The 22642-nt window shown below is 65.3% G+C and carries 23 protein-coding genes; 9 read left to right on the top strand and 14 right to left on the bottom strand.

The features are described 5' to 3' along the window. Positions 1–61 precede the first annotated feature (61 nt). From lepA to nagZ, 9 genes are read left to right on the top strand one after another with little or no spacing between them, the layout of a single operon-like run. Positions 62–1873, top strand: coding sequence for a translation elongation factor 4 (gene lepA / locus HZS63_RS02455; protein WP_180682421.1), 1812 nt, complete (start codon positions 62–64; stop codon positions 1871–1873). A 14-nt stretch (positions 1874–1887) separates the two neighbouring features. Continuing rightward, the gene (gene lepB / locus HZS63_RS02450; protein ID WP_180682538.1) at positions 1888–2853 is read left to right on the top strand and encodes a signal peptidase I; all 966 of its coding nucleotides are present in this window, start codon (positions 1888–1890) and stop codon (positions 2851–2853) included. A gap of 57 nt (positions 2854–2910) precedes the next feature. Then, positions 2911–3255 carry a DUF4845 domain-containing protein gene (locus HZS63_RS02445; protein WP_180682420.1) on the top strand — a complete coding sequence of 115 codons (345 nt, stop codon included), beginning with the start codon at positions 2911–2913 and terminating at the stop codon, positions 3253–3255. 17 nt (positions 3256–3272) lie between these two features. Continuing rightward, entirely contained in the window at positions 3273–3956 is a 684-nt protein-coding gene (gene rnc / locus HZS63_RS02440; RefSeq protein ID WP_180682419.1) for a ribonuclease III, read from the top strand. Beyond that, positions 3953–4984 (top strand): GTPase Era, encoded by a 1032-nt coding sequence (era, locus tag HZS63_RS02435; RefSeq protein WP_180682418.1) that lies wholly within the window; start codon positions 3953–3955, stop codon positions 4982–4984. Before rnc ends, era begins: the two co-directional genes overlap by 4 nt. Positions 4985–4999: 15 nt before the next feature. Further along, the gene (recO, locus tag HZS63_RS02430; protein ID WP_180682417.1) at positions 5000–5767 is read left to right on the top strand and encodes a DNA repair protein RecO; all 768 of its coding nucleotides are present in this window, start codon (positions 5000–5002) and stop codon (positions 5765–5767) included. Between the two features lie 38 nt (positions 5768–5805). Next, positions 5806–6588: a pyridoxine 5'-phosphate synthase gene (locus HZS63_RS02425; protein WP_180682416.1), complete on the top strand. Its 783-nt coding sequence runs from the start codon at positions 5806–5808 to the stop codon at positions 6586–6588. Positions 6589–6595: 7 nt separating this feature from the next. Beyond that, positions 6596–7006, top strand: coding sequence for a holo-ACP synthase (acpS, locus tag HZS63_RS02420; RefSeq protein WP_180682415.1), 411 nt, complete (start codon positions 6596–6598; stop codon positions 7004–7006). Beyond that, positions 7003–8088 (top strand): beta-N-acetylhexosaminidase, encoded by a 1086-nt coding sequence (gene nagZ / locus HZS63_RS02415; RefSeq protein ID WP_180682414.1) that lies wholly within the window; start codon positions 7003–7005, stop codon positions 8086–8088. The genes acpS and nagZ overlap by 4 nt, the downstream gene beginning before the upstream one ends. 186 nt (positions 8089–8274) lie before the next feature. Here the strand turns inward: nagZ and accD are convergent, their stop codons facing one another. From accD to HZS63_RS02345, 14 genes are all read right to left on the bottom strand, one after another. Next, the gene (gene accD, locus HZS63_RS02410; protein ID WP_180682413.1) at positions 8275–9147 is read right to left on the bottom strand and encodes an acetyl-CoA carboxylase, carboxyltransferase subunit beta; all 873 of its coding nucleotides are present in this window, start codon (positions 9145–9147) and stop codon (positions 8275–8277) included. 28 nt (positions 9148–9175) lie between these two features. Beyond that, positions 9176–9994, bottom strand: a complete 819-nt coding sequence (gene trpA, locus HZS63_RS02405; RefSeq protein WP_180682412.1) for a tryptophan synthase subunit alpha — start codon at positions 9992–9994, stop codon at positions 9176–9178. Further along, entirely contained in the window at positions 9991–11298 is a 1308-nt protein-coding gene (trpB, locus tag HZS63_RS02400) for a tryptophan synthase subunit beta (RefSeq protein ID WP_180682411.1), read from the bottom strand. The genes trpA and trpB overlap by 4 nt, the downstream gene beginning before the upstream one ends. 82 nt (positions 11299–11380) lie before the next feature. Then, positions 11381–12037: a phosphoribosylanthranilate isomerase gene (locus tag HZS63_RS02395; RefSeq protein ID WP_180682410.1), complete on the bottom strand. Its 657-nt coding sequence runs from the start codon at positions 12035–12037 to the stop codon at positions 11381–11383. Positions 12038–12058: 21 nt separating this feature from the next. Further along, entirely contained in the window at positions 12059–12844 is a 786-nt protein-coding gene (truA, locus tag HZS63_RS02390) for a tRNA pseudouridine(38-40) synthase TruA (RefSeq protein WP_180682409.1), read from the bottom strand. 26 nt (positions 12845–12870) lie between these two features. Continuing rightward, a complete protein-coding gene (locus tag HZS63_RS02385; RefSeq protein ID WP_180682408.1) occupies positions 12871–15285 on the bottom strand; it encodes a FimV/HubP family polar landmark protein in 2415 nt (804 codons plus the stop codon). A 152-nt stretch (positions 15286–15437) separates the two neighbouring features. Then, a complete protein-coding gene (gene asd / locus HZS63_RS02380; protein WP_180682407.1) occupies positions 15438–16547 on the bottom strand; it encodes an aspartate-semialdehyde dehydrogenase in 1110 nt (369 codons plus the stop codon). A gap of 256 nt (positions 16548–16803) precedes the next feature. Next, positions 16804–17874: a 3-isopropylmalate dehydrogenase gene (gene leuB / locus HZS63_RS02375; RefSeq protein WP_180682406.1), complete on the bottom strand. Its 1071-nt coding sequence runs from the start codon at positions 17872–17874 to the stop codon at positions 16804–16806. Between the two features lie 66 nt (positions 17875–17940). Then, entirely contained in the window at positions 17941–18594 is a 654-nt protein-coding gene (gene leuD, locus HZS63_RS02370; RefSeq protein ID WP_180682405.1) for a 3-isopropylmalate dehydratase small subunit, read from the bottom strand. 3 nt (positions 18595–18597) lie between these two features. Beyond that, entirely contained in the window at positions 18598–18729 is a 132-nt protein-coding gene (locus HZS63_RS02365; RefSeq protein ID WP_180682404.1) for an entericidin A/B family lipoprotein, read from the bottom strand. Positions 18730–18753: 24 nt separating this feature from the next. Then, entirely contained in the window at positions 18754–20175 is a 1422-nt protein-coding gene (gene leuC / locus HZS63_RS02360) for a 3-isopropylmalate dehydratase large subunit (RefSeq protein ID WP_180682403.1), read from the bottom strand. Positions 20176–20306: 131 nt separating this feature from the next. Then, positions 20307–21617: a citrate synthase gene (gene gltA, locus HZS63_RS02355; RefSeq protein ID WP_180682402.1), complete on the bottom strand. Its 1311-nt coding sequence runs from the start codon at positions 21615–21617 to the stop codon at positions 20307–20309. A 25-nt stretch (positions 21618–21642) separates the two neighbouring features. Continuing rightward, positions 21643–21921, bottom strand: a complete 279-nt coding sequence (locus tag HZS63_RS02350; protein ID WP_180682401.1) for an FAD assembly factor SdhE — start codon at positions 21919–21921, stop codon at positions 21643–21645. Between the two features lie 16 nt (positions 21922–21937). After that, positions 21938–22642, bottom strand: a complete 705-nt coding sequence (locus HZS63_RS02345) for a succinate dehydrogenase iron-sulfur subunit (RefSeq protein ID WP_180682400.1) — start codon at positions 22640–22642, stop codon at positions 21938–21940.

The following is a 22642-nucleotide window of genomic DNA, read 5'->3' as shown; positions in this document are numbered from 1 at the left end:
TCATCGCTGGCCACGGGTGCGTCCGCAGCCGACGCGCCCGTTTTGTTTTGAAACCTCAGCGATGAACCACATCCGCAATTTTTCCATCATTGCCCACATCGACCACGGCAAATCCACCCTGGCCGACCGCCTCATTTCGCGCTGTGGCGGGCTGAGCGATCGCGAGATGAGCGAGCAGGTGCTCGATTCCATGGATCTGGAAAAAGAGCGGGGCATCACCATCAAGGCCCAGACGGCCGCCCTGCAGTACAAGGCTCGGGACGGCAAGACGTACAACCTCAACCTGATCGACACCCCCGGCCATGTGGACTTTTCCTACGAGGTGAGCCGGTCGTTGAGCGCCTGCGAGGGCGCGCTGCTGGTGGTGGACGCCAGCCAAGGCGTGGAAGCGCAGACGGTGGCCAACTGCTACACCGCGCTGGACCTGGGCGTCGAGGTGCTGCCGGTGCTCAACAAGATGGACCTGCCGCAGGCCGATCCCGAGCGAGCCAAGCAGGAGATCGAGGACGTCATCGGCATCGACGCCTCCGAAGCGATCCCCTGTTCAGCCAAGACCGGTATGGGCATCGATGACATTCTGGAGCTGGTGGTGGCCAAGGTGCCGCCGCCGCGCGGCAACCCCGATGGGCCCCTGCGGGCCATGATCATCGACAGCTGGTTCGACAACTACGTGGGCGTGGTCATGCTGGTGCGTGTGGTCGATGGCCGCTTGAACAAGGGCGACAAGATCAAGCTCATGGCCACCGAGGCCCTGTACAGCGCGGAAAAGCTGGGCGTGTTCACCCCGCACAACGAACCGCGCGATACCCTCAACGCGGGTGAGGTGGGCTACGTGATCGCGGGCATCAAGGAGCTCAAGGCCGCCAAGGTGGGCGACACCATCACCGCCGTCAAGACCAGCAGCGGTGCCCACCTGACCGCCGCCACCGAACCTTTGCCTGGCTTCAAGGAGGTGCAGCCGCAGGTGTTCGCCGGCCTCTACCCGACCGAAGCCAGCGAATACGACCAGTTGCGCGACGCGCTGGAGAAGTTGCAACTCAACGATGCGGCGTTGCGCTTCGAGCCCGAGGTGTCGCAGGCTCTGGGTTTTGGTTTCCGCTGCGGTTTCCTGGGCCTGTTGCACATGGAAATCGTGCAGGAGCGGCTGGAGCGCGAGTTCAACCAGGACCTCATCACCACCGCGCCCAGTGTGGTGTACCAAGTGGTCAAGGGTGACGGCGAGGTGGTGATGGTGGAGAACCCCTCCAAGATGCCAGAGCAGGGGCGTATCCAGGAAATTCGCGAGCCCATCGTCACCGTGCACCTGTACATGCCGCAAGAGTATGTGGGTCCGGTGATGACGCTGTGCAATCAGAAACGCGGCGTGCAAATCAACATGGCCTACCACGGCAAACAGGTCATGCTGACCTACGATTTGCCGCTGGGCGAGATCGTGCTGGATTTCTTCGACAAACTCAAGTCGGTCAGCCGCGGCTATGCGTCCATGGACTACGAGTTCAAGGAGTACCGCCCGTCCGACGTGGTGAAGGTGGACATCCTGCTCAACGGCGACAAGGTCGATGCCCTGTCCATCATCGTGCACCGCAGCCAAGCGCAGCACCGTGCCCGCGCGGTGGTGACCAAGATGCGCGAGATCATCAGCCGTCAGCAGTTCGACGTCGCCATCCAGGCCGCCATCGGGGCCAACATCATTGCCCGTGAGACCGTCAAGGCCCTGCGCAAGAACGTGCTGGCCAAGTGCTACGGGGGTGACATCACCCGCAAGCGCAAGCTGCTGGAAAAGCAGAAGGCGGGCAAGAAACGCATGAAACAGATCGGCTCGGTGGAGGTGCCGCAGGAGGCATTCCTGGCCATCCTGCAAGTGGAGGAATGATGAACGACCAGAACATGGGCACGATCACCGGCGTGGTGCTGGCCGCCTTCGTCGGCTACGGCGTGGCGTGGTACCTGGGGGCGATCGAGGGTAACTTTTCCCTGCTGCTGCTGCTGGCCGTGGTGGTGACCGGGATTTACTGGTTTGCCGAGCGGCTTTACTTCCTGCCCCGGCGCCGGGCCGCAGCCGAGCGGCTCGCGGCGGAGCACCGCCAGCGCGAGGCGGAACTGGCCCGCATGGGCGTGAAGGCCGAGGCTGTCAACATCGAAGAAGCGCAGCAGAAACTGCTGATGCAGCCGTGGTGGTTGGACTGGACCGCCGGGCTGTTCCCGGTGATTCTGGTGGTGTTCATCCTGCGCTCTTTTCTGTTCGAGCCATTCAAGATTCCTTCCGGCTCCATGATCCCGACCTTGCATGTGGGGGACCTGATCCTGGTCAATAAATTCCACTACGGCGTGCGGCTGCCGGTCATTCACACCAAGATCATTGCCAATCACGACCCCCAACGCGGGGACGTGATGGTGTTCCGCTACCCGCCCCAGCCCACGCTCGACTACATCAAGCGGGTGGTGGGGTTGCCGGGCGACGAGGTGGCCTACCTGAACAAGCAGTTGTTCATCAATGGGGAGCCGGTCGTCAAAACGCCGCGCCCCGAGTTTTACGACAGCAGCAGCATGCGCTACTCGCTGCAGTTTGCCGAAACACTGGGAGGCAAAACCTACCTCACCCTGAACGATGCGGATCGCCCCGCCTTCATACCCGGCACGGTGGATTTCCCACACAAGGACCAGTGCCGCTACAGCGTCGAAGGGGTGGTGTGTACCGTGCCTGAAGGGCACTATTTCCTCATGGGCGACAACCGCGACAACTCCCTGGACTCCCGTTACTGGGGCTTCGTGCCTGAAGCCAACATCGTGGGCAAAGCCTTTTTCGTCTGGATGAATTTTGGTGATTTCAGCCGGATCGGCCGGTTCGAGTGATGAAGACGTCTGGTCATTGATTAAGATGTGCCGAGAAGACGACAACGGAGCAAGGGCATGAGGCAGTATCAGCGCGGAATCACGTTCATCGGCATCGTTTTGATCGGCATAGTGGTTGCGGTCGCTGGCGTCGTCGCCGCGCAAGTGGTCCCGACCTATCTGGAGTACCAGGCCATTTTGAAGGCGGCGCAGCGTGCGGCCGAGTCTGGCAACACCGTGGGCGAGATTCGCGCGGCGTTCGATCGCGCCAGAGCGGCCGACTATTTCGAGGCCATCAGCGGCCGTGACCTGGAAATCAGCAAGGTCAATGACCGGGTGGTGGTCGAGTTTGCCTACGAGAAGGAAATCCATTTGGTGGGCCCCGCCTATTTGGTGATGAAGTACCAGGGGCGCACCCGTTGAGTGGAGTCGAACCCGACTTGAACCCGGATCTCGCGGCGCTGCAGGCGCGCATCGGTCACCGTTTCCTCAACGTCGGCCTGCTGGAGCGGGCGTTGACGCATCGCAGCTATTCGGCCGACCATTACGAGCGGCTGGAGTTTTTGGGCGACTCGGTGTTGAATCTGGCCGTCTCCGGCCTGCTGTACGAGCGGCTGAGCCGTCAGTCGGAAGGCGATTTGTCCCGCATCCGCGCCAATCTGGTCAAGCAAGACACCTTGCACGAGTTGGCGCAGCGGCTCGATCTGCCCCGGTTGCTGCGCCTGGGGGAAGGCGAGGTTCGCTCTGGCGGTCGGCAGCGCCCCTCGATTCTGGCCGACGCCCTCGAAGCGGTGATCGGTGCCGTCTATCTGGACGCGGGATTCGATGCCGCCAATGCGATGGTGCGCCGCCTCTATGCCGAGGTGGATCTGAGCCCTGGTCAGAGCGCACAGGGCAAGGATGCCAAGACCGCCTTGCAGGAGTGGCTGCAGGGGCGCAAAATGAAGCTGCCCATCTACCATGTGGTGGCCACCCACGGTGAGGCCCATCGCCAGACTTTCGATGTGGTCTGCGAGGTGAGCGAATGGGGCTGTACCGCGCGTGGCCAGGGTGCTTCGCGCCGTGCCGCCGAACAGGTTGCCGCGGCGGCCATGCTCGATTTGTTGAAACGACGCGCGTCATGAACCCCTCTGCCCCCCCTTCTCCCGAGCAGGACGATCTGGAAGCCATGCTGGCGCGTGCCCTGCACAAACCGGTGCCGCCGCCTGGCGTGGCAGCCGAAAAAGGGTCGGAGGCGATCCCTGCCGGCGCAGAATCCGGGGCCGCTGCCGGCCCGAAGCGGTGTGGATTCGTCGCCATCGTGGGCAAGCCCAATGTCGGCAAGTCCACGTTGCTCAATGCCTTGGTGGGCCAGAAGGTGAGCATCACCTCCCGCAAAGCGCAGACCACGCGGCATCGCATCACCGGCCTGCGCACGATGGGGGCGACCCAGTTCGTGTTCGTGGACACGCCCGGTTTTCAGACGCGGCACGGCAACGCCCTGAACCGCTCGCTCAACAAGACCGTGCTGGGCGCGGTGGCGGATGTGGACGTGATCGTTTTCGTCGTGGAGGCAGGCCGCTTCAACCTGGCGGATGCCAAGGTGCTGGCCCTGTTGCCGCCCCATCTGCCGGTGATCCTGGTGGCCAACAAGCTCGACATGGTGCATCGCCGGGGGGAGTTGGCGCCCTGGCTGCGCAGCATGCAGGAGCGCCACCCCTTTGCCGAATTCGTGCCCATGTCGGCCAAGAACGCGAAGGACGTCCAGCGCTTCTACGCCATCGTGGAAAAGTACCTGCCCGAGCAGGACTGGATGTACGACCCCGAGGAACTCACCGATCGCAGCGAGCGCTTCATGGCGGCCGAGATGGTGCGCGAAAAGCTGTTCCGTCTCACCGGCGACGAATTGCCCTACACCTCGACGGTGGTGATCGACAAGTTCGAGGAAGAAGGCAAGCTGCGCCGGATTGCCGCCACGATCGTGGTCGAGCGGGACGGCCACAAGGCCATGGTCATCGGCGACAAGGGCGAGAAGATCAAGCGCATCGGTACCGAGGCGCGGCTGGAGCTGGAGCGGCTGTGGGGCGGCAAGGTGTTCCTGGAGTTGTGGGTCAAGGTGCGTTCCGGCTGGGCCGACGACGAGGCCCGCGTGCGCGCTTTCGGCTACGAGTAACTCTTCCCCCGATCCATGGCCCAGGCATCGGCCCGTCAGCCGCGCGTACACGACGAGCCCGCCTTCGTGCTGCACCGGCACGACTGGAGCGAGTCCAGCCTGATCCTGGACGTGTTCAGCCGTCAGCACGGCCGCGTGGTTCTGGTGGCCAAGGGTGTGAAGCGGCCCACCTCGCAGTTTCGTGCGGTGTTGCTGCCGTTGCAGCCCTTGCGGCTGGGCTGGGGCGGTGATGCCGAGGTGCGCACGCTCAAGGCGGCGCACTGGCAAGGCGGGCAGCTCATGCCACAAGGCGACGCATTGCTGGCAGGCTACTACCTGAACGAGCTGCTGCTCAAACTGCTGGCGCGCGACGATCCCCACCCCCGCCTGTTCGATCACTATGCACAGGCCGTGGCCGCGCTGGCGCAAGGGGTGTCCCAGCCGGCGGTGCTGCGCGCCTTTGAACTGCTGCTGCTGAGGGATACCGGGTTGTTGCCCGCGCTGGACCAAGAAGGTGGCACGCTGGCCCCGCTGGTGCCCCAGCGGGGCTACCTGCTGCGTTCCGAACAAGGGTTGCTGCCCCAGACGCATGCCCAGCAGCCCGCCTGCACCGGCGCGCAGTGGTCGGCGCTGGAAGCGGCACTGCAGGCCGAGCAGCCGTTTCTGGCCCTGTGTCCGCTGGTGCAGGACGACCGCTCCGGTGCCCTGCGGCGCCAATTGCGCGAGGTGCTGCACTACCATAGCGGGGTGCGGGTCTTCCAGACGCGCCAACTGCTGGCCGACGTGCAACGCCTTGTGGGGTGATGCCGCCATGGCCTGACCACCCGCTGGAGCTCTATCGCATGTCCCCCACCGGTTCCGTTCGCACGGCCTTGTCCGTCAACGTCAACAAGGTCGCGCTGGTGCGCAACACCCGCCATCTGGGCATACCCAGTGTCACCCGCGCCGCGTCCCTGTGCCTGCAGGCCGGTGCGCACGGCATCACGGTGCATCCCCGGCCGGATGAGCGACACATACGCCGGCACGATGTGTTCGATCTGGCCGAACTGCTGCAGGCTTGGCCCGATCGCGAATACAACATCGAAGGCAACCCGTTCCACAACCTCATGGACGTGGCGCGCGAAGTGAAGGCGCGCGGCCTGCCGCTACACCAGCTCACCTTCGTGCCTGACAGCGTGGGCCAGTTCACCAGCGACCACGGCTGGCGCTTCCCGGACGATGCCGATCGGCTGCGACCGCTCATCGCCGAGGCGCAGGCGCTCGGTGTGCGGGTGAGTCTGTTCATGGATGCCGAGCCCGAGCAGATGGCGGCCGCCCAGGCGGTGGGGGCCGACCGGGTGGAGCTTTATACCGAACCCTATGCCGCCGCCCACACCCAGGGGGGCGAGGCGTTGCCACAGCAACTGGAGCGCTTTGCCGCCGCCGCGCAGGCGGCGCTGGATGCGGGGCTTGCGGTCAATGCGGGGCACGATCTGAACCGGGACAACCTCACCCCATTCCTGCGCACGGTGCCCGGCGTCAGTGAGGTGTCCATCGGTCACGCCCTGATCGCCGACGCGCTGGAGCTGGGCTATGCCGCGACCGTGCGGGCGTATCTGGCCTGTATCGCGGCGGCACAGCGCTGAAAAGTTGATGATTTACGGCATCGGCAACGACATCTGTGACCTGCGCCGTATCCGTGCCAGCCTGGAGCGGCACGGGGATCGCTTGGCGGCCAAGCTGCTGGGCGACCAGGAGCTGGTCATCTGGCGCCAGCGCCGCGAGCGCTGGCCCGAGCGTGGCCTGCGCTACCTGGCCACGCGATTTTCGGCCAAGGAAGCCTTCAGCAAGGCCATTGGGCTGGGCATGCGCATGCCCATGACCTGGCGCCATTGCGAAATCCTCAACCTGCCCAGTGGTCAGCCCGCCGTGGTGCTTCACGGCAGCCTCAAGGAGTGGTTCGATGCCCGCGGTCTGCGCGCGCATGTGACCCTGTCCGATGAATCCGACTACGCCGCCAGCTTCGTGGTGGTGGAACAGCACAACCCTCGATACACACCATGATCCAGCACGCTCCCCTCATCATCGACGTGGCGGGCACCCGCCTGAGCAAGGCCGACAAGCGCCGTCTGTCCCATCCCTTGGTGGGTGGCGTCATCCTGTTTGCCCGAAACTGGGACAACCGCGAGCAGCTCACCAAGCTGTGCAAGCAGATCAAGAAGGTGCGGGCCGATCTGCTCATCTGTGTGGACCACGAAGGCGGTCGCGTCCAGCGCTTCCGCACCGACGGTTTCACCCACCTGCCGCCGATGCGGGTCTTGGGCGAGCTGTGGTTCGCAGGCCAGCCGGGTCAGGAAAGCGAGGCGGCGCTGGCAGCCTGCAACACAGCCACGGCGGCCGGTTACGTGCTGGGTGCCGAGCTGCGCGCCTGTGGGGTGGACTTCAGCTTCACCCCGGTGCTGGACCTGGACCATGGCGGCAGCAGCGTCATCGGCGACCGGGCCTTCGCCCGCGACGCCCGCGTGACCACCCTGTTGGCCCAAGCCCTGATGCATGGACTGATGCAGGCCGGCATGCGCAACTGTGGCAAACACTTCCCCGGCCACGGTTACGTCAAGGCCGATTCCCATGTGGACATCCCCGTGGACGATCGCCCCCTGCAAGCCATCCTGGCCGACGATGCGGCGCCCTATGGCTGGCTCAACGCCAGCTTGAGCAGCGTCATGCCGGCCCATGTGATCTACCCCCAGGTGGACAGCCGCCCGGCGGGGTTTTCGTCGCGCTGGCTCAACGACATTCTGCGTGGCCAGCTGGGCTTCACCGGCGCCGTCTTCAGCGACGACCTGAGCATGGCCGGCGCCCGGCAGATCGACGGCCGCGAAGTGAGCTACACCGAGGCGGCCATCACCGCCCTGCAAGCCGGCTGCGACCTGGTGCTGCTGTGCAACCAGTGCATCGAAAACGATGGTGAACCCATCGACGACCTCATCGACGGTTTGAGCCAGGCGCAACTCGAGGGCCGTTGGTGGCCCAACGAGGTGAGCGAACAACGCCGGCAGGAGCTGTTGCCCCAGGGTTACCCGCTGCCTTGGGACGAGTTGATGATCGAGGCGCGGTACATGCATGCGCTCAGTCTGCTGCCGTGAGGGCTCTGCCAGAGTTCAGTGGGCGATGCCCAGTGGCTCCAACGCATCCCCCACCCGTTCCAGCCGCAGCAACGGGCTGACCAGCGTCAGCAGGCGTTGCTTGAAGTCCGGCGACCGCCCGGCAACAGGACGGTGCCCAGCGGGAAGAGCGGCAGCTTCGTCACGCCGGGCTCCGGGGGGCAGCCGTCAGGCCACCGCGTCGGCGCTCTGGCGCTGCAGCATGGCCAGTATGTTGGCGACGGTGCTGCGCAGTTGGCGCCGGTCGCAGATGAAGTCCACGGCCCCCTTGGTCTGCAGGAATTCGGCGCGCTGGAAGCCTTCGGGCAGCTTCACGCGCACGGTGTTCTCGATCACACGCGGGCCGGCAAACCCGATCAGCGCCTTGGGTTCGGCGATCACCACATCGCCCATGAAGGCAAAGCCCGCGCTCACGCCGCCCATGGTGGGGTCGGTCAGCACGCTGATATAGGGCAGGCCTTTCTGGGCCAAGCGGGTCAGTGCCGCGTTGGTTTTGGCCATCTGCATCAGGCTCAGCAGCCCTTCTTGCATACGCGCGCCGCCCGTGGCGGTGAAGCACAAGAAGGGCACTTTTTGTTCGATCGCGGTTTCCACGCCACGCACGAAACGCTCACCGACCACCGAGCCCATGGAGCCGCCCATGAAGTCGAACTCGAAGCACGCGGCCACCAGCTCGATGCTCATGACCGAGCCGCCCATGACGATGAGTGCATCCGTCTCGCCCGTGGCTTCCAGGGCTTCTTTCAGGCGCTCGGGGTATTTGCGGCTGTCTTTGAATTTCAGCGGATCGACTGGGATGACCTCCTGGCCGATTTCATAGCGGCCCTCGGCGTCCAGAAAGGCGTCTAGCCGTGCACGGGCACCGATGCGGTGGTGGTGTGCGCAATGCGGGCAAACGTTCTGGTTCTTTTCCAGATCGTTTTTGTAGAGCACGGCATCGCAGCTGGGGCATTTCACCCACAGGCCCTCTGGAATGGAGCGGCGGCTGCCAGGCTCCGACGGGGTGATTTTGGGGGGGAGCAGCTTCTCAAGCCAGGACATGGTCTTCTCCTTGCTGGTGTGGGCGTGATTATGCGCTCAAGCCGTCCAGCGCTTGGCGAATCCCGCGCAGGAAGTCGGCGGCGGTTCGTGCCACCTCGTCGCGGGGCGCGTGTTCGATCAGCCGCAGCAGCTGGGTGCCAATGACCACGGCGTCCGCCGTGCGGCCCACTGCGCAGGCTGTGGCCGCATCGCGGATGCCGAAACCCACGCCCACCGGGGTGTTCACATACCGGCGGATGCGCGGCAGCATCGCTTCCACGGCGGCGGTGTCCAGATGGCCCGCTCCGGTCACGCCCTTGAGCGACACATAATAGACATAACCGCTGGCGATGCGACCGACCTGCGCCATGCGCTCGTCGGTGCTGGTGGGGGCCAGCAGAAAAATCAGATCCAGCCCGCGGGCTTTGAGGGTGGCGGCAAAGGCTTCGCATTCCTCTGGCGGGTAGTCCACGATCAGCACGCCGTCCACACCCGCCGCAGCGGCGTCGCGGGCAAAGCTGTCAGGGCCGTGTTTGAGCTCGTAGCGCTCCACCGGGTTGGCGTAGCCCATCAGCACCACGGGCGTGGTGGCGTCGGTCTGGCGGAAGGCGCGTACCATGTCCAGTACCTGGGCCATGCCGATGCCCAAGCTGAGGGCCTTCTCGCCCGCTTTCTGGATCACCGGGCCGTCGGCCATGGGATCGGAAAACGGCACGCCGAGTTCGATGATGTCGGCGCCAGCCTGTACCATGGCGTGCATGAGTTCGGGGGTCACGTCCGCGTAGGGGAAGCCGGCGGTGACGTAGGGGATCAGCGCCTTGCGGCCCTGGGCCTTGAGCTGGTTGAGGGTGGTTGCAATGCGGCTCATGAACGCACCCCCACGCTGGCCACTGCGTGCTCCACGCCGCCCTTGACGGACTGGCCGCGGCAGCTGGGGCGGCAGTAGAAGTCGGCCTGCGACAGGTCGGCCACGGTGCCGATGTCCTTGTCGCCCCGGCCCGAGAGGTTGACCAGAATGGACTGGTCGGGCCGCATCGTCTGGGCCAGCTTCATGGCGTAGGCCAGGGCATGGCTGGACTCCAGCGCGGGGATGATGCCTTCGGTGCGGCACAGGTGATGGAAGGCTTCGAGCGCCTCCTGGTCGGTGATACCCACGTATTCGGCACGGCCGATGTCCTTGAGCCAGGCGTGCTCGGGACCCACGCCGGGGTAGTCCAGGCCCGCGCTGATGCTGTGCGTCTCGGTGATCTGGCCGTTGTCGTCCTGCAGGATGTAGGTGCGGTTGCCGTGCAGCACGCCGGGTTGACCCATTTGCAGCGATGCCGAGTGCTTGCCGCTGTCCAAGCCCTCGCCGGCCGCTTCCACGCCGATCAGGCGCGTGGCCTCGTGAGCGATGTAGGGGTAGAAGATGCCCATGGCATTGCTGCCGCCGCCCACGCAGGCCACCACCGCGTCGGGTTGCCGCTCGCTGCCGTTGCCGGGTAAACCGAGGTCGGCCAGCATCTCGGGCATCTGCTTCAGGCATTCCTCGCCGATCACGCTCTGGAAGTCGCGCACCATCATGGGGTAGGGGTGCGGGCCGGCCACCGTGCCGATGATGTAGAAGGTGTTTTCCACGTTCGTCACCCAGTCGCGCATGGCCTCGTTGAGCGCATCTTTCAGCGTCTTGCTGCCGGACTCCACCGGCACCACGGTGGCACCGAGCAGCTTCATGCGGTAGACGTTGGGGCTCTGGCGCTTCACGTCCTCGGCGCCCATGTAGACGATGCATTCCAGTCCGTAGCGCGCGCAGATGGTGGCGGTGGCCACGCCGTGCTGGCCCGCACCGGTTTCGGCGATGATGCGCGGCTTGCCCATGCGTTTGGCGAGCATGGCTTGGCCGATCACGTTGTTGATCTTGTGCGCGCCGGTGTGGTTGAGGTCCTCGCGCTTGAGGAAGATCTGCGCTCCGCCCAGTTCGCGGCTGGTGCGCGCGGCGTGGTAGATGGGCGAGGGGCGGCCCACGAAGTGCGCCAGCTCATAGCGGAATTCGCGCTGGAATTCGGGGTCGTGCTGGTACTTGGCGTAGGCCTGGCGCAGTTCGTTGATGGCGTGGGTGAGGGTTTCGCTGATGAAGCTGCCGCCGTAGGGGCCGAAGTGGCCGCGGGCGTCGGGTTGGTGGTATGCGTACATGGCTCGTGATGCGTTGGGTGCCCAGTGGATCGGCTGCAAGTTTCGGCTCGTGGGCCAGCAGACCGTGTTCGTGCAGGGGAGGTCAGGCGGCATCGGCCAGCCGCACCGCCTCGATGAAGCGATCGATCAACTCCGGGCTTTTGAGGCCTTTGGCGATTTCCACGCCGGAGCTGACGTCAACGCCCCAAGGACGCACGAGACGGATGCCGTCGGCCACATTTGCAGGTGTGAGTCCACCAGACAAGACGAGGCGAACGCCGGCGTTGAGTTGCGGGTGTGACCAAGGGAAGGCTGTCCAGTCGAAGGAAACACCGCCGCCACCGTAGCCCGGCACGTGGGCATCCAGCAAAATGGCCTGCGCGGCGGCATGTTGCTCGGCGTATTTTAGGAGATCGAAGCCCGCCGCGCCATCGCCCGTGGGTACGCGGGCAGCGCGGATGTAGGGGCGGCCATGGGCGAGGCACTCGGCGGGTGTCTCGTCGCCGTGGAACTGCAGCAAGGCATGGGGGACGGCGGCCACCCCGGCCCGCACCTCATCGGCCGTGGCGTTGACGAACAGCAACACGGGCGTGACGAAAGGCGGCAGCCAGCGGGCCAGTTCACCCGCGCGTTCCGGTGAGACGGCGCGCGGGCTGGGCGGGTAGAGCACGAAGCCGATGGCATCGGCCCCCGCATGCACGGCGTGTCGCACGTCTTCCTCGCGCGTGAGGCCACAGATCTTGATTCGGGTGCGCTGCATGACGCCATTATGGCGGCCCGTTCAGGGCAGCCAATCGAAGCCCGGCACCGTATCGGGCAAACCCCAATGGGCTTCATACACCGGGCCGAGAAAGTACAGGCCATCGGGTGCGAAAGTGGGGGCGGCCACTTCGCGGCTGCGGGCATCGCGCACCTGGGCCATCCATTCGGGAGGGCGCAGCCCTTGGCCGACGGCCACGAGGCAGCCCATGATGTTCCGAATCATGTGGTGGAGAAAGGCATTGGCCTCGAAATCGAAGCGCCAGTAAGCGCCACGGCGCTGGATGTCGATGCGCTGCAGGTGCTTGACAGGCGACAATGCCTGGCATTGGGCCGCCCGAAACGAGCTGAAATCGTGTTCGCCCATGAGGTGGGCGGCAGCGGTTTGCATGGCTGCGAGGTCCAGTGGGCGAAACACCCAACCCACGCGGCCGGTCTCGACGCTGGGGCGTACCGGTGATTCGAGCAGCACATAGGCGTAGCGCCGGGTGATGGCGCTGGCGCGGGCATGGAAGGTGTCGGGGACTTCACGGGCCCACTGCACGGCGATGTCCGCAGGCAAATAGCGGTTGGTTCCGCGTACCCAGGAGTTCATGGGCCGGTGCACGTCGGTGTCGAAGTGCACCACCTGGCCCAGGCCGTGGACGCCGGCGTCGGTCCGGCCAGCACACAGGGTGCCGATGGCCGGTACATCGGCGAACCGGGCCAAAGCCTGCTCCAGGCGGTCCTGTACCGTTTGGCCGCTCGGCTGGCTTTGCCAGCCCTGGTAGGCACTGCCTTGGTAGCTGATGCCGAGCGCGATCCGCACAGCAAGCCTGTGGGTGGAGCGAGCGCTCAGGAGAGCTCGGACAGGAAGGCCCGGGCACGCTCCCGGAGCTCACCACTGGCTTCGGCTTCGACTTCCTCGGCCAGCGAGCGTGCCCCCTCGGTGTCGCCAATGGCCTGAAACTCCCGGGCCAGCGAAAGCTTGGTTTCCAGCGGGTCGTTGTCGCCCAGCGTTTCGTCGAGTTCGAAGCCGGCCATGGGGTCTTCCTCCCGGGGAGGGAGGCCGCCGTCCGTGGCTGCCGGGGGTGGTGCGGTCGGTGTGTCCAGATCCAGGTCGAGATCCAGCGACAGATCCTTGACCTCGGCGGGCAGATCGGTGGCCTGATCGGCGGGTGGGGGGGCGGGGCTCGCTTCAGGCGCTTCGAGTTCGCTGAAGTCGAGATCGAAGGCAGAGGACGTCTCTGAGGCCAGATCGGTCTTCTTGGCGTTGTCGGCTTGGCGCGGCGCTTCGAGGCCGTCATCGGCGCCGCTTTCGGGCCGGTCGGTACTCGGCGTGCCCTCGGGCGTGGCGGGTGACTCGGGGGCGTCGAAGTTCAGGTCGATGTCCGGCGGCTCGCTCAGAGGCGCGTCATCCGGCCTCTCGGCCGGGGCTGCGCCCTTGAGGTAGAGCGGGTTGTCTGGATCCACCTTCAGGCCCGCCTCGCGGGCTTGCTGCCATTGCGGACCGGTGCCGCCGGTCAGGTCATGGACCTCGGCGGCGGCGGCGTTGAAGGCGTTGACATCGTTGCGCTGGGCGTAAATCTCCAGCAGTTTGAGCCGGGCTGGCAGGCGCTCCGGATGCAGCCGGATGGCTTCTTGCAGAATTTCCTCCGCTTGGCGGTCACGCCCGTAGGCCAGATACACGTCGGCCTCGGCCACCGGGTCCACGTCCCCGCCGGCGTCGAGTTGGCTGGGTGAATACATCATCGACGAAACCGGAGCTTCCTCGCTGGTGTCCACCGTCTGGCCTTCGGCCGCCCTGTATTCCGAAGGAGCGGGCTCGTCCTGTTCGGCCAGGGCCGTTTCCTGACGCTGACGACGCCAGCGCAGCAGGCCCAGCAAGGCCAGCAGCGCCACCAGGCCGCCGCCAGCGGGCAGGGCATAAGGATGCGCGGTGAGGCTTTGCATCCAGGAGCCCACTGCAGGAGCGGGGGCTGCGGCCGGTGCGGTCGGGGGCGGAGGGGGAACGGGGGCCTCGATGGCGGGACCCGGGAGCGGTGGCTCGGCAGCCGGCGCGGTGGCTGGAGGCGGAGCGTCAGCGGGGGGAACCGTCACCGTTTGGGCGGCTTCCTGCAAACGTTGCAGCTCTTGCAGGTTGCGGTCGAGTTCGCGGGTGCGGGCCTGATCGGCCTCCTGTTGGCGGGCTTGGGCGATCTGCTCGGTCTGTGGGTCAGGCTCCGTGCCTTTGGCGAGGGTGAGCCGGTCCTGCGCGGTGGCGCTGGGCTGCTGGTCGGTGACCTCTGCCTGTACGGTGCCCGCGGCGGACCGGGTGGGTGCAGGGGTGGCCTGGGCGGGTGCCATGCCGGCGAGTCGGCGCCGGTATTCGTTGAAATCCCGGCTCTGGGCCACCACCAACTGGCGGGCTTCGGCCGGGTTGATGGCAGCCGCCTCCTGTGCGTCGGGCAGGTTGAGGACGACGCCTGCCATGAGGCGGTTGACGTTGTTGCCCATGAACGCGTGCGGGTTGGCCCGCAGCATGGCGATCAGCATCTGGTCGAGGGAAACGCCGGCGGGCAGATGGGCCTGTGCGATGCGCCCCGCCGTGTCCCCCCATTGGACGGCCACTTCGGTGGCTGCCGGGGCGGCGGGGGCCGGCGCGGGAGGGCGGGGCGCGGTCACGGGGGCTGGGGCAGCCGAGGGTGTGGCTGGGGGCGGCACCGGGGTAGCGGGACGTACCTCGGTGATCACCGGTGCCGCGGGGGCCGCGGGCAGCAGGGGAGACGGCGCAGGGCGCAGATTGGGCGGGTCGAACAGCAGGGTGTAGCCGCGCAGCAACTGGCCGTTGTTCCAGGTGGCCTGGACCACCACGTCGAGGAAGGGATCGGTGACCACGCGCTCACTGCTGAGGCGGATCATGGTGCGCCCGTCGGGGCGCTGCACCAGCTCCAGCTTCACGTCCTGCAGCAGGGCATTGAAGTCCATGTTGGCTGCCCGGAAGCGTTCGGGTGTGGCAATCCCGATCTGCAAGGAGGAGCGCTCTTCGGCTGTGATGCTGGGAACGTCGATTTCGGCGCGCAACGGTTCACCGAGCAGGGACTGGACCTGGATGCGGCCCAGGGCCAGCGCCCAAGCCTGGTCGGCCACCACGGCCGATGCCAGCACCACCGCAGCAGCGACGGCCCGCCAGCCATGGCGCGTGGCAGAAACCTGCGGTTGGGGGCCGGGGGCCGACGGGCCTGACCTCAGGCGATTGCTCGTAGTTTGCTGCACAGAAACCTCTACCATTTCTTGCGAGAAATCACCTTAGCATCAAGCGTTTACGGTGACAAGCTCAGAAGCCGCTTGAGTCGCGGCATGGCCGGTGTGAAGTATGACATGGGCCGGGAATGTTGCAACACCGCCACATTCCCGGTCAACCGGAGCTGCAAACTATAACCTCAGGACTCCAGCAGAATCCGCAGCATGCGGCGCAGCGGCTCGGCCGCACCCCACAGCAGCTGGTCGCCGATCACGAAGGCAGAGACGTACTCGGGGCCCATGTTGAGCTTGCGCACGCGCCCCACCCCCACCTCCAGGCCGCCGGTGATCGCGGCCGGTGTCAGTTCCTTCACGGTGAGGGCGCGGTCGTTCGGCACCCACTTCACCCATGGGTTGCCACTCTTGATGATGGACTCGATCTGCTCCAGCGGCAGGTCTTTCTTGAGCTTGAGCGTCAGCGCCAGGCTGTGGCAGCGCATGGCGCCGATCCGCACGCACAGGCCATCCACAGGAATGGTCTGTTCGGTGCCCAGGATTTTGTTGACCTCGGCTTGTCCCTTCCACTCTTCTTTCGACTGGCCGTTGGGCAGTTGGGCGTCGATCCAGGGAATCAGGCCTCCGGCCAAGGGGGCGCCGAAGTATTCGGTCGGCACGTCCTCCCGAATGGCTTGGGCCACCTTGCGGTCGATCTCCAGGATGGCGGAGGCGGGGGTGGCCAGTTCGTCGGCCACGGCACCATACACCACCCCCATGCCCTTGAGCAGTTCACGCATGTGGTTCGCGCCGCCGCCCGATGCGGCTTGGTAGGTCATGGAGCTGACCCATTCGACCAACCCCTCCCGGAACAAGCCGCCCAAGCCCATCAACAGGATGGAGTTGGTGCAGTTGCCACCGATCCAGTTCTTGCCGCCCGCCGCCAGACGCTTGCGGATCAGGCCTTCGTTGACCGGGTCCAGGACGATGACCGCATCGGACTCCATGCGCAGGGCCGAGGCGGCATCGATCCAGTGGCCTTGCCAGCCGCTGGCGCGCAGTTTGGGGAAGACCTCTTTGGTGTAGTCCCCCCCTTGGCAGGTGATGACGATGTCACAGGCGGCCAGTGCCGCGATGTCGTTCGCGTCCCGCAGCGTCTTGTGCGCCTTGGCCATGGCCGGGGCCACGCCACCGCTGTTGGATGTGGAGAAGAAAACGGGTTCGATGTGCTCGAAGTCGCCTTCTGCGACCATACGGTCCATCAGTACCGAGCCGACCATGCCGCGCCAGCCAACCAGACCTACCAATTTGCTCATGTGAAACGCCCTTTCTAGTGAAACAAAAACAGCCCAGACCAGACCTGTTTGCCCCGGCTCGTCAAGGCCGGGAAGGGCGCACGACGATACCGGAGCCGATCAGCTCTCAATGGTCGTGGTTTTGGTGGTGATTGCACGCACGTCCACGCCTGCCAGGTCGGCAGAAGCGGTGTTCATGGAGAACAGGCGAGCGGCAAACATGGTTACATTGTAAAGCATGCGGATTTGCCTGAGGCTGACAAGCCCGCCGCACGGATCACATCAGGGCGGCGACCACCGCATCGCCCATCTGCGCGGTGCCCACCTTGGTGGTGCCTTCGCTGTAGATGTCGGGGGTGCGCAGCCCTTGTGCCAGCACCTTCTGCACCGCCGCTTCGATGCGGTCGGCCGCCTCCGGCTGGTTCAGGCTGAAGCGCAGCATCATGGCCGCGCTCAGGATGGTGGCCAGCGGGTTGGCCACGCCCTTGCCAGCGATGTCGGGGGCGCTGCCGTGGCTGGGTTCGTACAGACCCTGGCCCTTGGCGTTCAGGCTGGCCGACGGCAGCATGCCGATGGAGCCGGTCAGCATGGACGCTTCGTCGGAGAGGATGTCGCCAAACATGTTGCCCGTGACGATCACGTCAAACGCCTTCGGGGCCTTCACCAGCTGCATCGCCGCGTTGTCCACGTACATGTGCTGAAGTTCCACATCGGGGTAGTCTTTGTGCACCTTGGTGACCACGTCCTTCCAGAACTGGAAGGTTTCCAGCACGTTGGCTTTGTCCACGCTGGTGACTTTCTGGCGGCGTTTGCGCGCGGCCTGGAAAGCGACATGGGCGATGCGCTCGATTTCCGGCTTGGAGTAGCGCATCGTGTCGAACGCTTCCTCGGCACCGGGGAAGTGGCCGTCGACAGCGGTGCGGCGGCCGCGCGGCTGGCCGAAATAGATGTCGCCGGTCAGTTCACGGATGATGAGAATGTCCAGGCCCGCGATCAGCTCGGGTTTCAGGCTGGAGGCGCCCACCAGTTGCTCGTAGCAAATCGCGGGGCGGAAGTTGGCGAACAGGCCCATGTGCTTGCGCAGACCGAGAATGGCCTGTTCCGGGCGCAGCGGGCGGTCCAGGGTGTCGTATTTCCAGTCGCCCACGGCGCCGAACAGCACGGCATCGGCGTCCATGGCCAGTTTGAGCGTGGACTCGGGCAACGGATGCCCATGGAGCTCGTAGGCTGCCCCGCCCACGGGCGCTTGCTCCATGGAGAGGTCGAGGTCCAGGGCGCGCAGGACCTTGACGGCCTCGTTCACGATTTCGGTACCGATGCCGTCGCCCGGCAACACTGCGATCTTCATAAGGAATGCGCGCACGAAAGCGCGGTGTCGAGGGTGGAGAGACTGGCTGTGAGCGCAGCAGCGGCTTCAGCCGGCGAAGGTGCGCGCCAGCCAGGGCTTGGTGGCCAGACGGTGCGCTTCAAAGGCCTGGATTTTGTCCTTGTGGCGCAGCGTCAACCCGATGTCGTCCAGGCCGTTGAGCAGGCAGTATTTCCGGAAGGGTTGTACGTCGAAGGGGATTTCCTCGCCTTGCGGCTTGACGATCACCTGGCGTTCCAGGTCGATGGTGAGCTGGTAGCCTGGGAAGGCATACACCTCGTCGAACAGCTGGTTGACCGTGGCTTCGGGCAGCACGATGGGCAGCAGGCCGTTTTTGAAGCAGTTGTTGAAGAAGATGTCGGCGAAGCTGGGCGCGATCAGGGCACGAAAGCCATACTGCTCGATCGCCCAGGGGGCGTGTTCGCGGCTGGAGCCGCAGCCGAAATTCTTGCGCGCCAACAGAATGGAGGCGCCCCGGTAGCGGGGCTGGTTGAGCACGAAATCCGGGTTGGGCTTGCGCGCGCTCTCCGGCACACCGGGTTGCCCGGGCTGGTCCAGGTAGCGCCACTCGTCGAACAGGTTGGGGCCGAAGCCCGTCTTGCGGATCGACTTCAGGAATTGCTTCGGGATGATGGCGTCGGTATCGACGTTCTCGCGGTCCATGGGGGCCACGAGACCCTGGTGCACGGTGAATTTCTGCATGGCTTACTTCTTCTTGGCGGCGTCTTCGAGCACCTGACCGCCGCGTTGCACATCCTTGCCGATGCCGGCCACGGTGTTGCAGCCTGTGAGCAGCAGGCTGAGGCTGGTCAGAATCAGGGCGATCGTGGTTTTCATGGCTAGACTCCTTTGAAGGCAACGTCAGGCGAATGAGCGGATATCGACGAAATGGCCGTGGATGGCGGCGGCCGCGGCCATGGCCGGGGAGACCAGATGGGTTCGGCCGCCGGCACCCTGACGGCCTTCGAAGTTGCGGTTGCTGGTCGAGGCGCAGCGCTCACCCGGCTCCAGCCGGTCGGCGTTCATGGCCAGGCACATCGAGCAGCCGGGCTCGCGCCATTCGAAACCGGCGGCGCGGAAAATCTCGTGCAGGCCTTCGCGCTCGGCCTGTGCTTTGACCAGGCCGGAACCCGGGACCACCATGGCGAGCTTGACATTTTTGGCCACCTTCTGCCCCAGCTTTTTCACCACGGCCGCCGCTTCACGCATGTCCTCGATGCGGCTGTTGGTGCAGGAGCCGATGAACACCTTGTCCACCACGATGTCTGTCAGGGGTTTGCCGGGCCGCAGATCCATGTAGGTCAGTGCCCGTTCGATGGCGTTGCGCTTGTTCGGGTCCTGCTCCTGTTCCGGATCGGGGACGGTGGCGGTCACGGGGAGCACCATCTCGGGCGAGGTGCCCCAGGTCACCTGGGGCAGGATTTCGGTGGCGTCCAGCTCCACCACGGTGTCGAACACGGCGTCGGCGTCGGAGTGCAGCGTTTTCCAGTAGGCCACGGCCTGATCCCACTCCACGCCCGTGGGGGCCATGGGCCGGCCCCGGACGTACTCGATGGTCTTGTCGTCCACCGCCACCAGACCGGCGCGCGCGCCGGCTTCGATGGCCATGTTGCACACCGTCATGCGGCCTTCCATGCTCAGGGCGCGGATGGCGCTGCCCGCGAATTCGATGGTGTAGCCGGTGCCGCCGGCGGTGCCGATGCGGCCGATGATCGCGAGCACGATGTCCTTGGCGGTCACGCCGCGCGGGACTTGGCCCTCGACGCGGATCAGCATGTTCTTGGCTTTCTTGGCCAGCAGCGTTTGCGTGGCCAGCACATGCTCGACTTCGGAGGTGCCGATGCCGTGCGCCAGCGCGCCGAAGGCGCCATGGGTGGAGGTGTGGCTGTCGCCGCAGACCACCGTCATGCCGGGCAGCGTGGCGCCGTTCTCCGGGCCGATGACGTGGACAATGCCCTGACGCTGGCTCAGGAAGGGGAAGTAGGCCGCAGCACCGAACTCGGCGATGTTGGCGTCCAGGGTGGCGATCTGTTCCTTGCTGATCGGATCGGCGATGCCGTCATAGCCCCGTTCCCAGCCGGTGGTCGGGGTGTTGTGGTCGGCGGTGGCCACCACGGAACTCACCCGCCAGACCGGACGGCCCGCCGCGCGCAGGCCCTCGAACGCCTGCGGGCTGGTGACTTCGTGCACCAGGTGCCGGTCGATGTAGAGCACGGCGGTGCCGTCTTCTTCGGTGTGGACGACGTGCTCGTCCCAGATCTTGTCGTAAAGGGTGCGTCCCATGGCAGGATGTTCCAGGTCGTGGGGCCGGCATGACCGGCCGATTCCTTGATTCTAGGTCAAGGCCAACAACAAGGCCCGCCTGGGGGCGGGCCTGGGGGCTGTCGCACGCCGCAAAGGCGTGCGGTCACGGATCAGCGCTTGTCGAGCGGCGGGACGTCGCGTCGCGGCGAGCCGGTGAACAGCTGGCGCGGACGGCCGATCTTGTACTCGGGGTCGCTGATCATCTCGTTGAGCTGGGCGATCCAGCCCACGGTGCGCGCCAGCGCGAAGATGCCAGTGAACAGGTTGACCGGGATGCCGATGGCGCGTTGCACGATGCCCGAGTAGAAGTCCACGTTCGGGTAGAGCTTGCGCTGCACGAAATAGTCGTCTTCCAGCGCGATCTGTTCGAGCTTCTTGGCCAAGGCGAACAGCGGGTCGTTCTCCAGGCCCAGCTCGGTCAGCACCTCGTTGCAGGTTTCCTGCATCAGCTTGGCGCGCGGGTCGTAGTTCTTGTAGACGCGGTGACCGAAGCCCATCAGCTTGACGCCGGAGGACTTGTCTTTGACTTTCTCCATGAACTCGCCCACCTTGGCCACGCCGCCGCTGGCCTGGATTTCTTCCAGCATGTTGAGGCAGGCTTCATTGGCGCCGCCGTGCGAGGGGCCCCACAGACAGGCGACGCCGGCCGCGATGGCCGCGAATGGGTTGGTCCCCGACGAGCCGCACAGGCGCACCGTGGAGGTGGAGGCGTTCTGTTCGTGGTCGGCGTGCAGGATGAAGATGCGGTCGAGCGCGCGCTCCAGCACCGGATTGACCTTGTACTCTTCGCAGGGCGTGCCGAACATCATGCGCAGGAAGTTGCCGGCGTACGACAGGTGGTTCTGCGGGTACATGTAGGGCTGGCCGATCTTGTACTTGTAGGCCATGGCCACGAGCGTCGGCATCTTGGCGATCAGGCGGATCGCGGCGATCTCGCGGTGCTCGGGGTTGTTGATGTCGGTGCTGTCATGGTAGAAGGCCGACATGCCCCCGACCAGGCCCGTCAGCACGGCCATGGGGTGGGCGTCGCGGCGGAAACCGCGCAGGAAGAACTGCATTTGCTCGTTGACCATGGTGTGGTTGATCACGAGCTTGTGGAAGTCGTTGCGCTGGCGCTCGTTGGGCAACTCGCCCTTGAGCAGCAGGTAGCACACGTCCAGATAATCGCAGCTGGTGGCCAGTTGCTCGATCGGGTAGCCACGGTAGAGCAGCTCGCCTTTGTCGCCGTCGATGTAGGTGATGGCCGACTGGCAGGAAGCGGTGGACAGGAAGCCGGGATCGTAGGTGAACATGCCGGTCTGCGCGTACAGCTTGCGGATGTCGATCACATCCGGGCCGATGCTGCCGGCATAAATCGGCAGCTCCACGCTGGGAGCGCCGTTGCTGAACGACAGGATGGCTTTGTTGTCAACGAGTTTCATTCGTCTTCCTTGTTGAGGGTGGTCTTCAGTGGGGCTGGGGCGTCCGCAGGAGCCCGAGCAGTTCCACGACTTCATCGCTGGCCAAAGGCCCTTGCGGTTCGGTTCGGCGCAACAACAGATCGAGCAGATCGTTGTCGGACAGGTCCATCAACGCCTGCAGGGCCCTCGCCTGACGCACGGTGATGCCGGCTTCGTGGCGGGCAAAGAAACGCTCGATGAACAGGTCGTTTTCGAGCAGGCCACGGCGACAGCGCCACTTGAGCTTGCTCAGGGTGCGTGCGTCGAGGAGGGTGTGGTCGTCCATGGCCGGGAGGGTGTGCTCAGACCGAGCGCAGCACCATCATTTCCTTGATCTTGCCAATGGCCTTGGTCGGGTTGAGTCCCTTGGGGCAGACATCGACACAGTTCATGATGGTGTGGCAGCGGAACAGGCGGTACGGGTCTTCCAGGTTGTCCAGTCGCTCGGCGGTGGCCTGGTCACGGCTGTCGGCGATGAAGCGGTAGGCTTGCAGCAGGCCGGCCGGGCCGACGAACTTGTCCGGGTTCCACCAGAAGCTGGGGCAGCTGGTGGAGCAGCTCGCGCACAGGATGCACTCGTACAGGCCGTTGAGCTCCTCGCGCTCCTCGGGGCTTTGCAGGCGCTCTTTCTCGGGCGGCAGGGTGTTGTTGATCAGGTAGGGCTTGATGCTGTGATACTGCTTGAAGAACAGCGTCATGTCCACGATCAGGTCGCGCACCACCGGCAGGCCGGGCAGCGGCTTGAGCACGATGTCGCCCTTGAGCGTGTTCATGTTGGTCAGGCAGGCCAGACCGTTCTTGCCGTTGATGTTCATCGCGTCCGAGCCGCACACGCCTTCGCGGCAGGAGCGGCGGAAGGAGATGGAGGGGTCCAGCTCCTTGAGCTTCATCAGCGCGTCGAGCAGCATGCGCTCGGTGCCCGACAGCTCGACCTCCAGGGTCTGCATGTAGGGCTTGGCGTCCTTCTCGGGGTCGTAGCGGTAGATCTTGAATGTGCGTTTGGCCAT

Origin of the sequence: Tepidicella baoligensis, from assembly GCF_013432195.1 — a bacterium.
GTDB lineage: Bacteria > Pseudomonadota > Gammaproteobacteria > Burkholderiales > Burkholderiaceae_C > Tepidicella > Tepidicella baoligensis.
The sequence above is the reverse complement of the archived record's forward strand: the minus strand, read 5'-3'. Positions and strand labels throughout refer to the sequence as shown.

Excerpts from the sequence above, each read along its gene's own strand:
- lepA (WP_180682421.1), top strand. The coding sequence starts at position 62 with ATGAACCACATCCGCAATTTTTCCATCATTGCCCACATCGACCACGGC.
- lepB (WP_180682538.1), top strand. The coding sequence starts at position 1,888 with ATGGGCACGATCACCGGCGTGGTGCTGGCCGCCTTCGTCGGCTACGGC.
- HZS63_RS02445 (WP_180682420.1), top strand. The coding sequence starts at position 2,911 with ATGAGGCAGTATCAGCGCGGAATCACGTTCATCGGCATCGTTTTGATC.
- era (WP_180682418.1), top strand. The coding sequence starts at position 3,953 with ATGAACCCCTCTGCCCCCCCTTCTCCCGAGCAGGACGATCTGGAAGCC.
- recO (WP_180682417.1), top strand. The coding sequence starts at position 5,000 with ATGGCCCAGGCATCGGCCCGTCAGCCGCGCGTACACGACGAGCCCGCC.
- HZS63_RS02425 (WP_180682416.1), top strand. The coding sequence starts at position 5,806 with ATGTCCCCCACCGGTTCCGTTCGCACGGCCTTGTCCGTCAACGTCAAC.
- acpS (WP_180682415.1), top strand. The coding sequence starts at position 6,596 with ATGATTTACGGCATCGGCAACGACATCTGTGACCTGCGCCGTATCCGT.
- nagZ (WP_180682414.1), top strand. The coding sequence starts at position 7,003 with ATGATCCAGCACGCTCCCCTCATCATCGACGTGGCGGGCACCCGCCTG.
- accD (WP_180682413.1), bottom strand. The coding sequence starts at position 9,147 with ATGTCCTGGCTTGAGAAGCTGCTCCCCCCCAAAATCACCCCGTCGGAG.
- trpA (WP_180682412.1), bottom strand. The coding sequence starts at position 9,994 with ATGAGCCGCATTGCAACCACCCTCAACCAGCTCAAGGCCCAGGGCCGC.
- trpB (WP_180682411.1), bottom strand. The coding sequence starts at position 11,298 with ATGTACGCATACCACCAACCCGACGCCCGCGGCCACTTCGGCCCCTAC.
- HZS63_RS02395 (WP_180682410.1), bottom strand. The coding sequence starts at position 12,037 with ATGCAGCGCACCCGAATCAAGATCTGTGGCCTCACGCGCGAGGAAGAC.
- HZS63_RS02385 (WP_180682408.1), bottom strand. The coding sequence starts at position 15,285 with ATGGTAGAGGTTTCTGTGCAGCAAACTACGAGCAATCGCCTGAGGTCA.
- asd (WP_180682407.1), bottom strand. The coding sequence starts at position 16,547 with ATGAGCAAATTGGTAGGTCTGGTTGGCTGGCGCGGCATGGTCGGCTCG.
- leuB (WP_180682406.1), bottom strand. The coding sequence starts at position 17,874 with ATGAAGATCGCAGTGTTGCCGGGCGACGGCATCGGTACCGAAATCGTG.
- leuD (WP_180682405.1), bottom strand. The coding sequence starts at position 18,594 with ATGCAGAAATTCACCGTGCACCAGGGTCTCGTGGCCCCCATGGACCGC.
- HZS63_RS02365 (WP_180682404.1), bottom strand. The coding sequence starts at position 18,729 with ATGAAAACCACGATCGCCCTGATTCTGACCAGCCTCAGCCTGCTGCTC.
- leuC (WP_180682403.1), bottom strand. The coding sequence starts at position 20,175 with ATGGGACGCACCCTTTACGACAAGATCTGGGACGAGCACGTCGTCCAC.
- gltA (WP_180682402.1), bottom strand. The coding sequence starts at position 21,617 with ATGAAACTCGTTGACAACAAAGCCATCCTGTCGTTCAGCAACGGCGCT.
- HZS63_RS02350 (WP_180682401.1), bottom strand. The coding sequence starts at position 21,921 with ATGGACGACCACACCCTCCTCGACGCACGCACCCTGAGCAAGCTCAAG.
- HZS63_RS02345 (WP_180682400.1), bottom strand. The coding sequence starts at position 22,642 with ATGGCCAAACGCACATTCAAGATCTACCGCTACGACCCCGAGAAGGAC.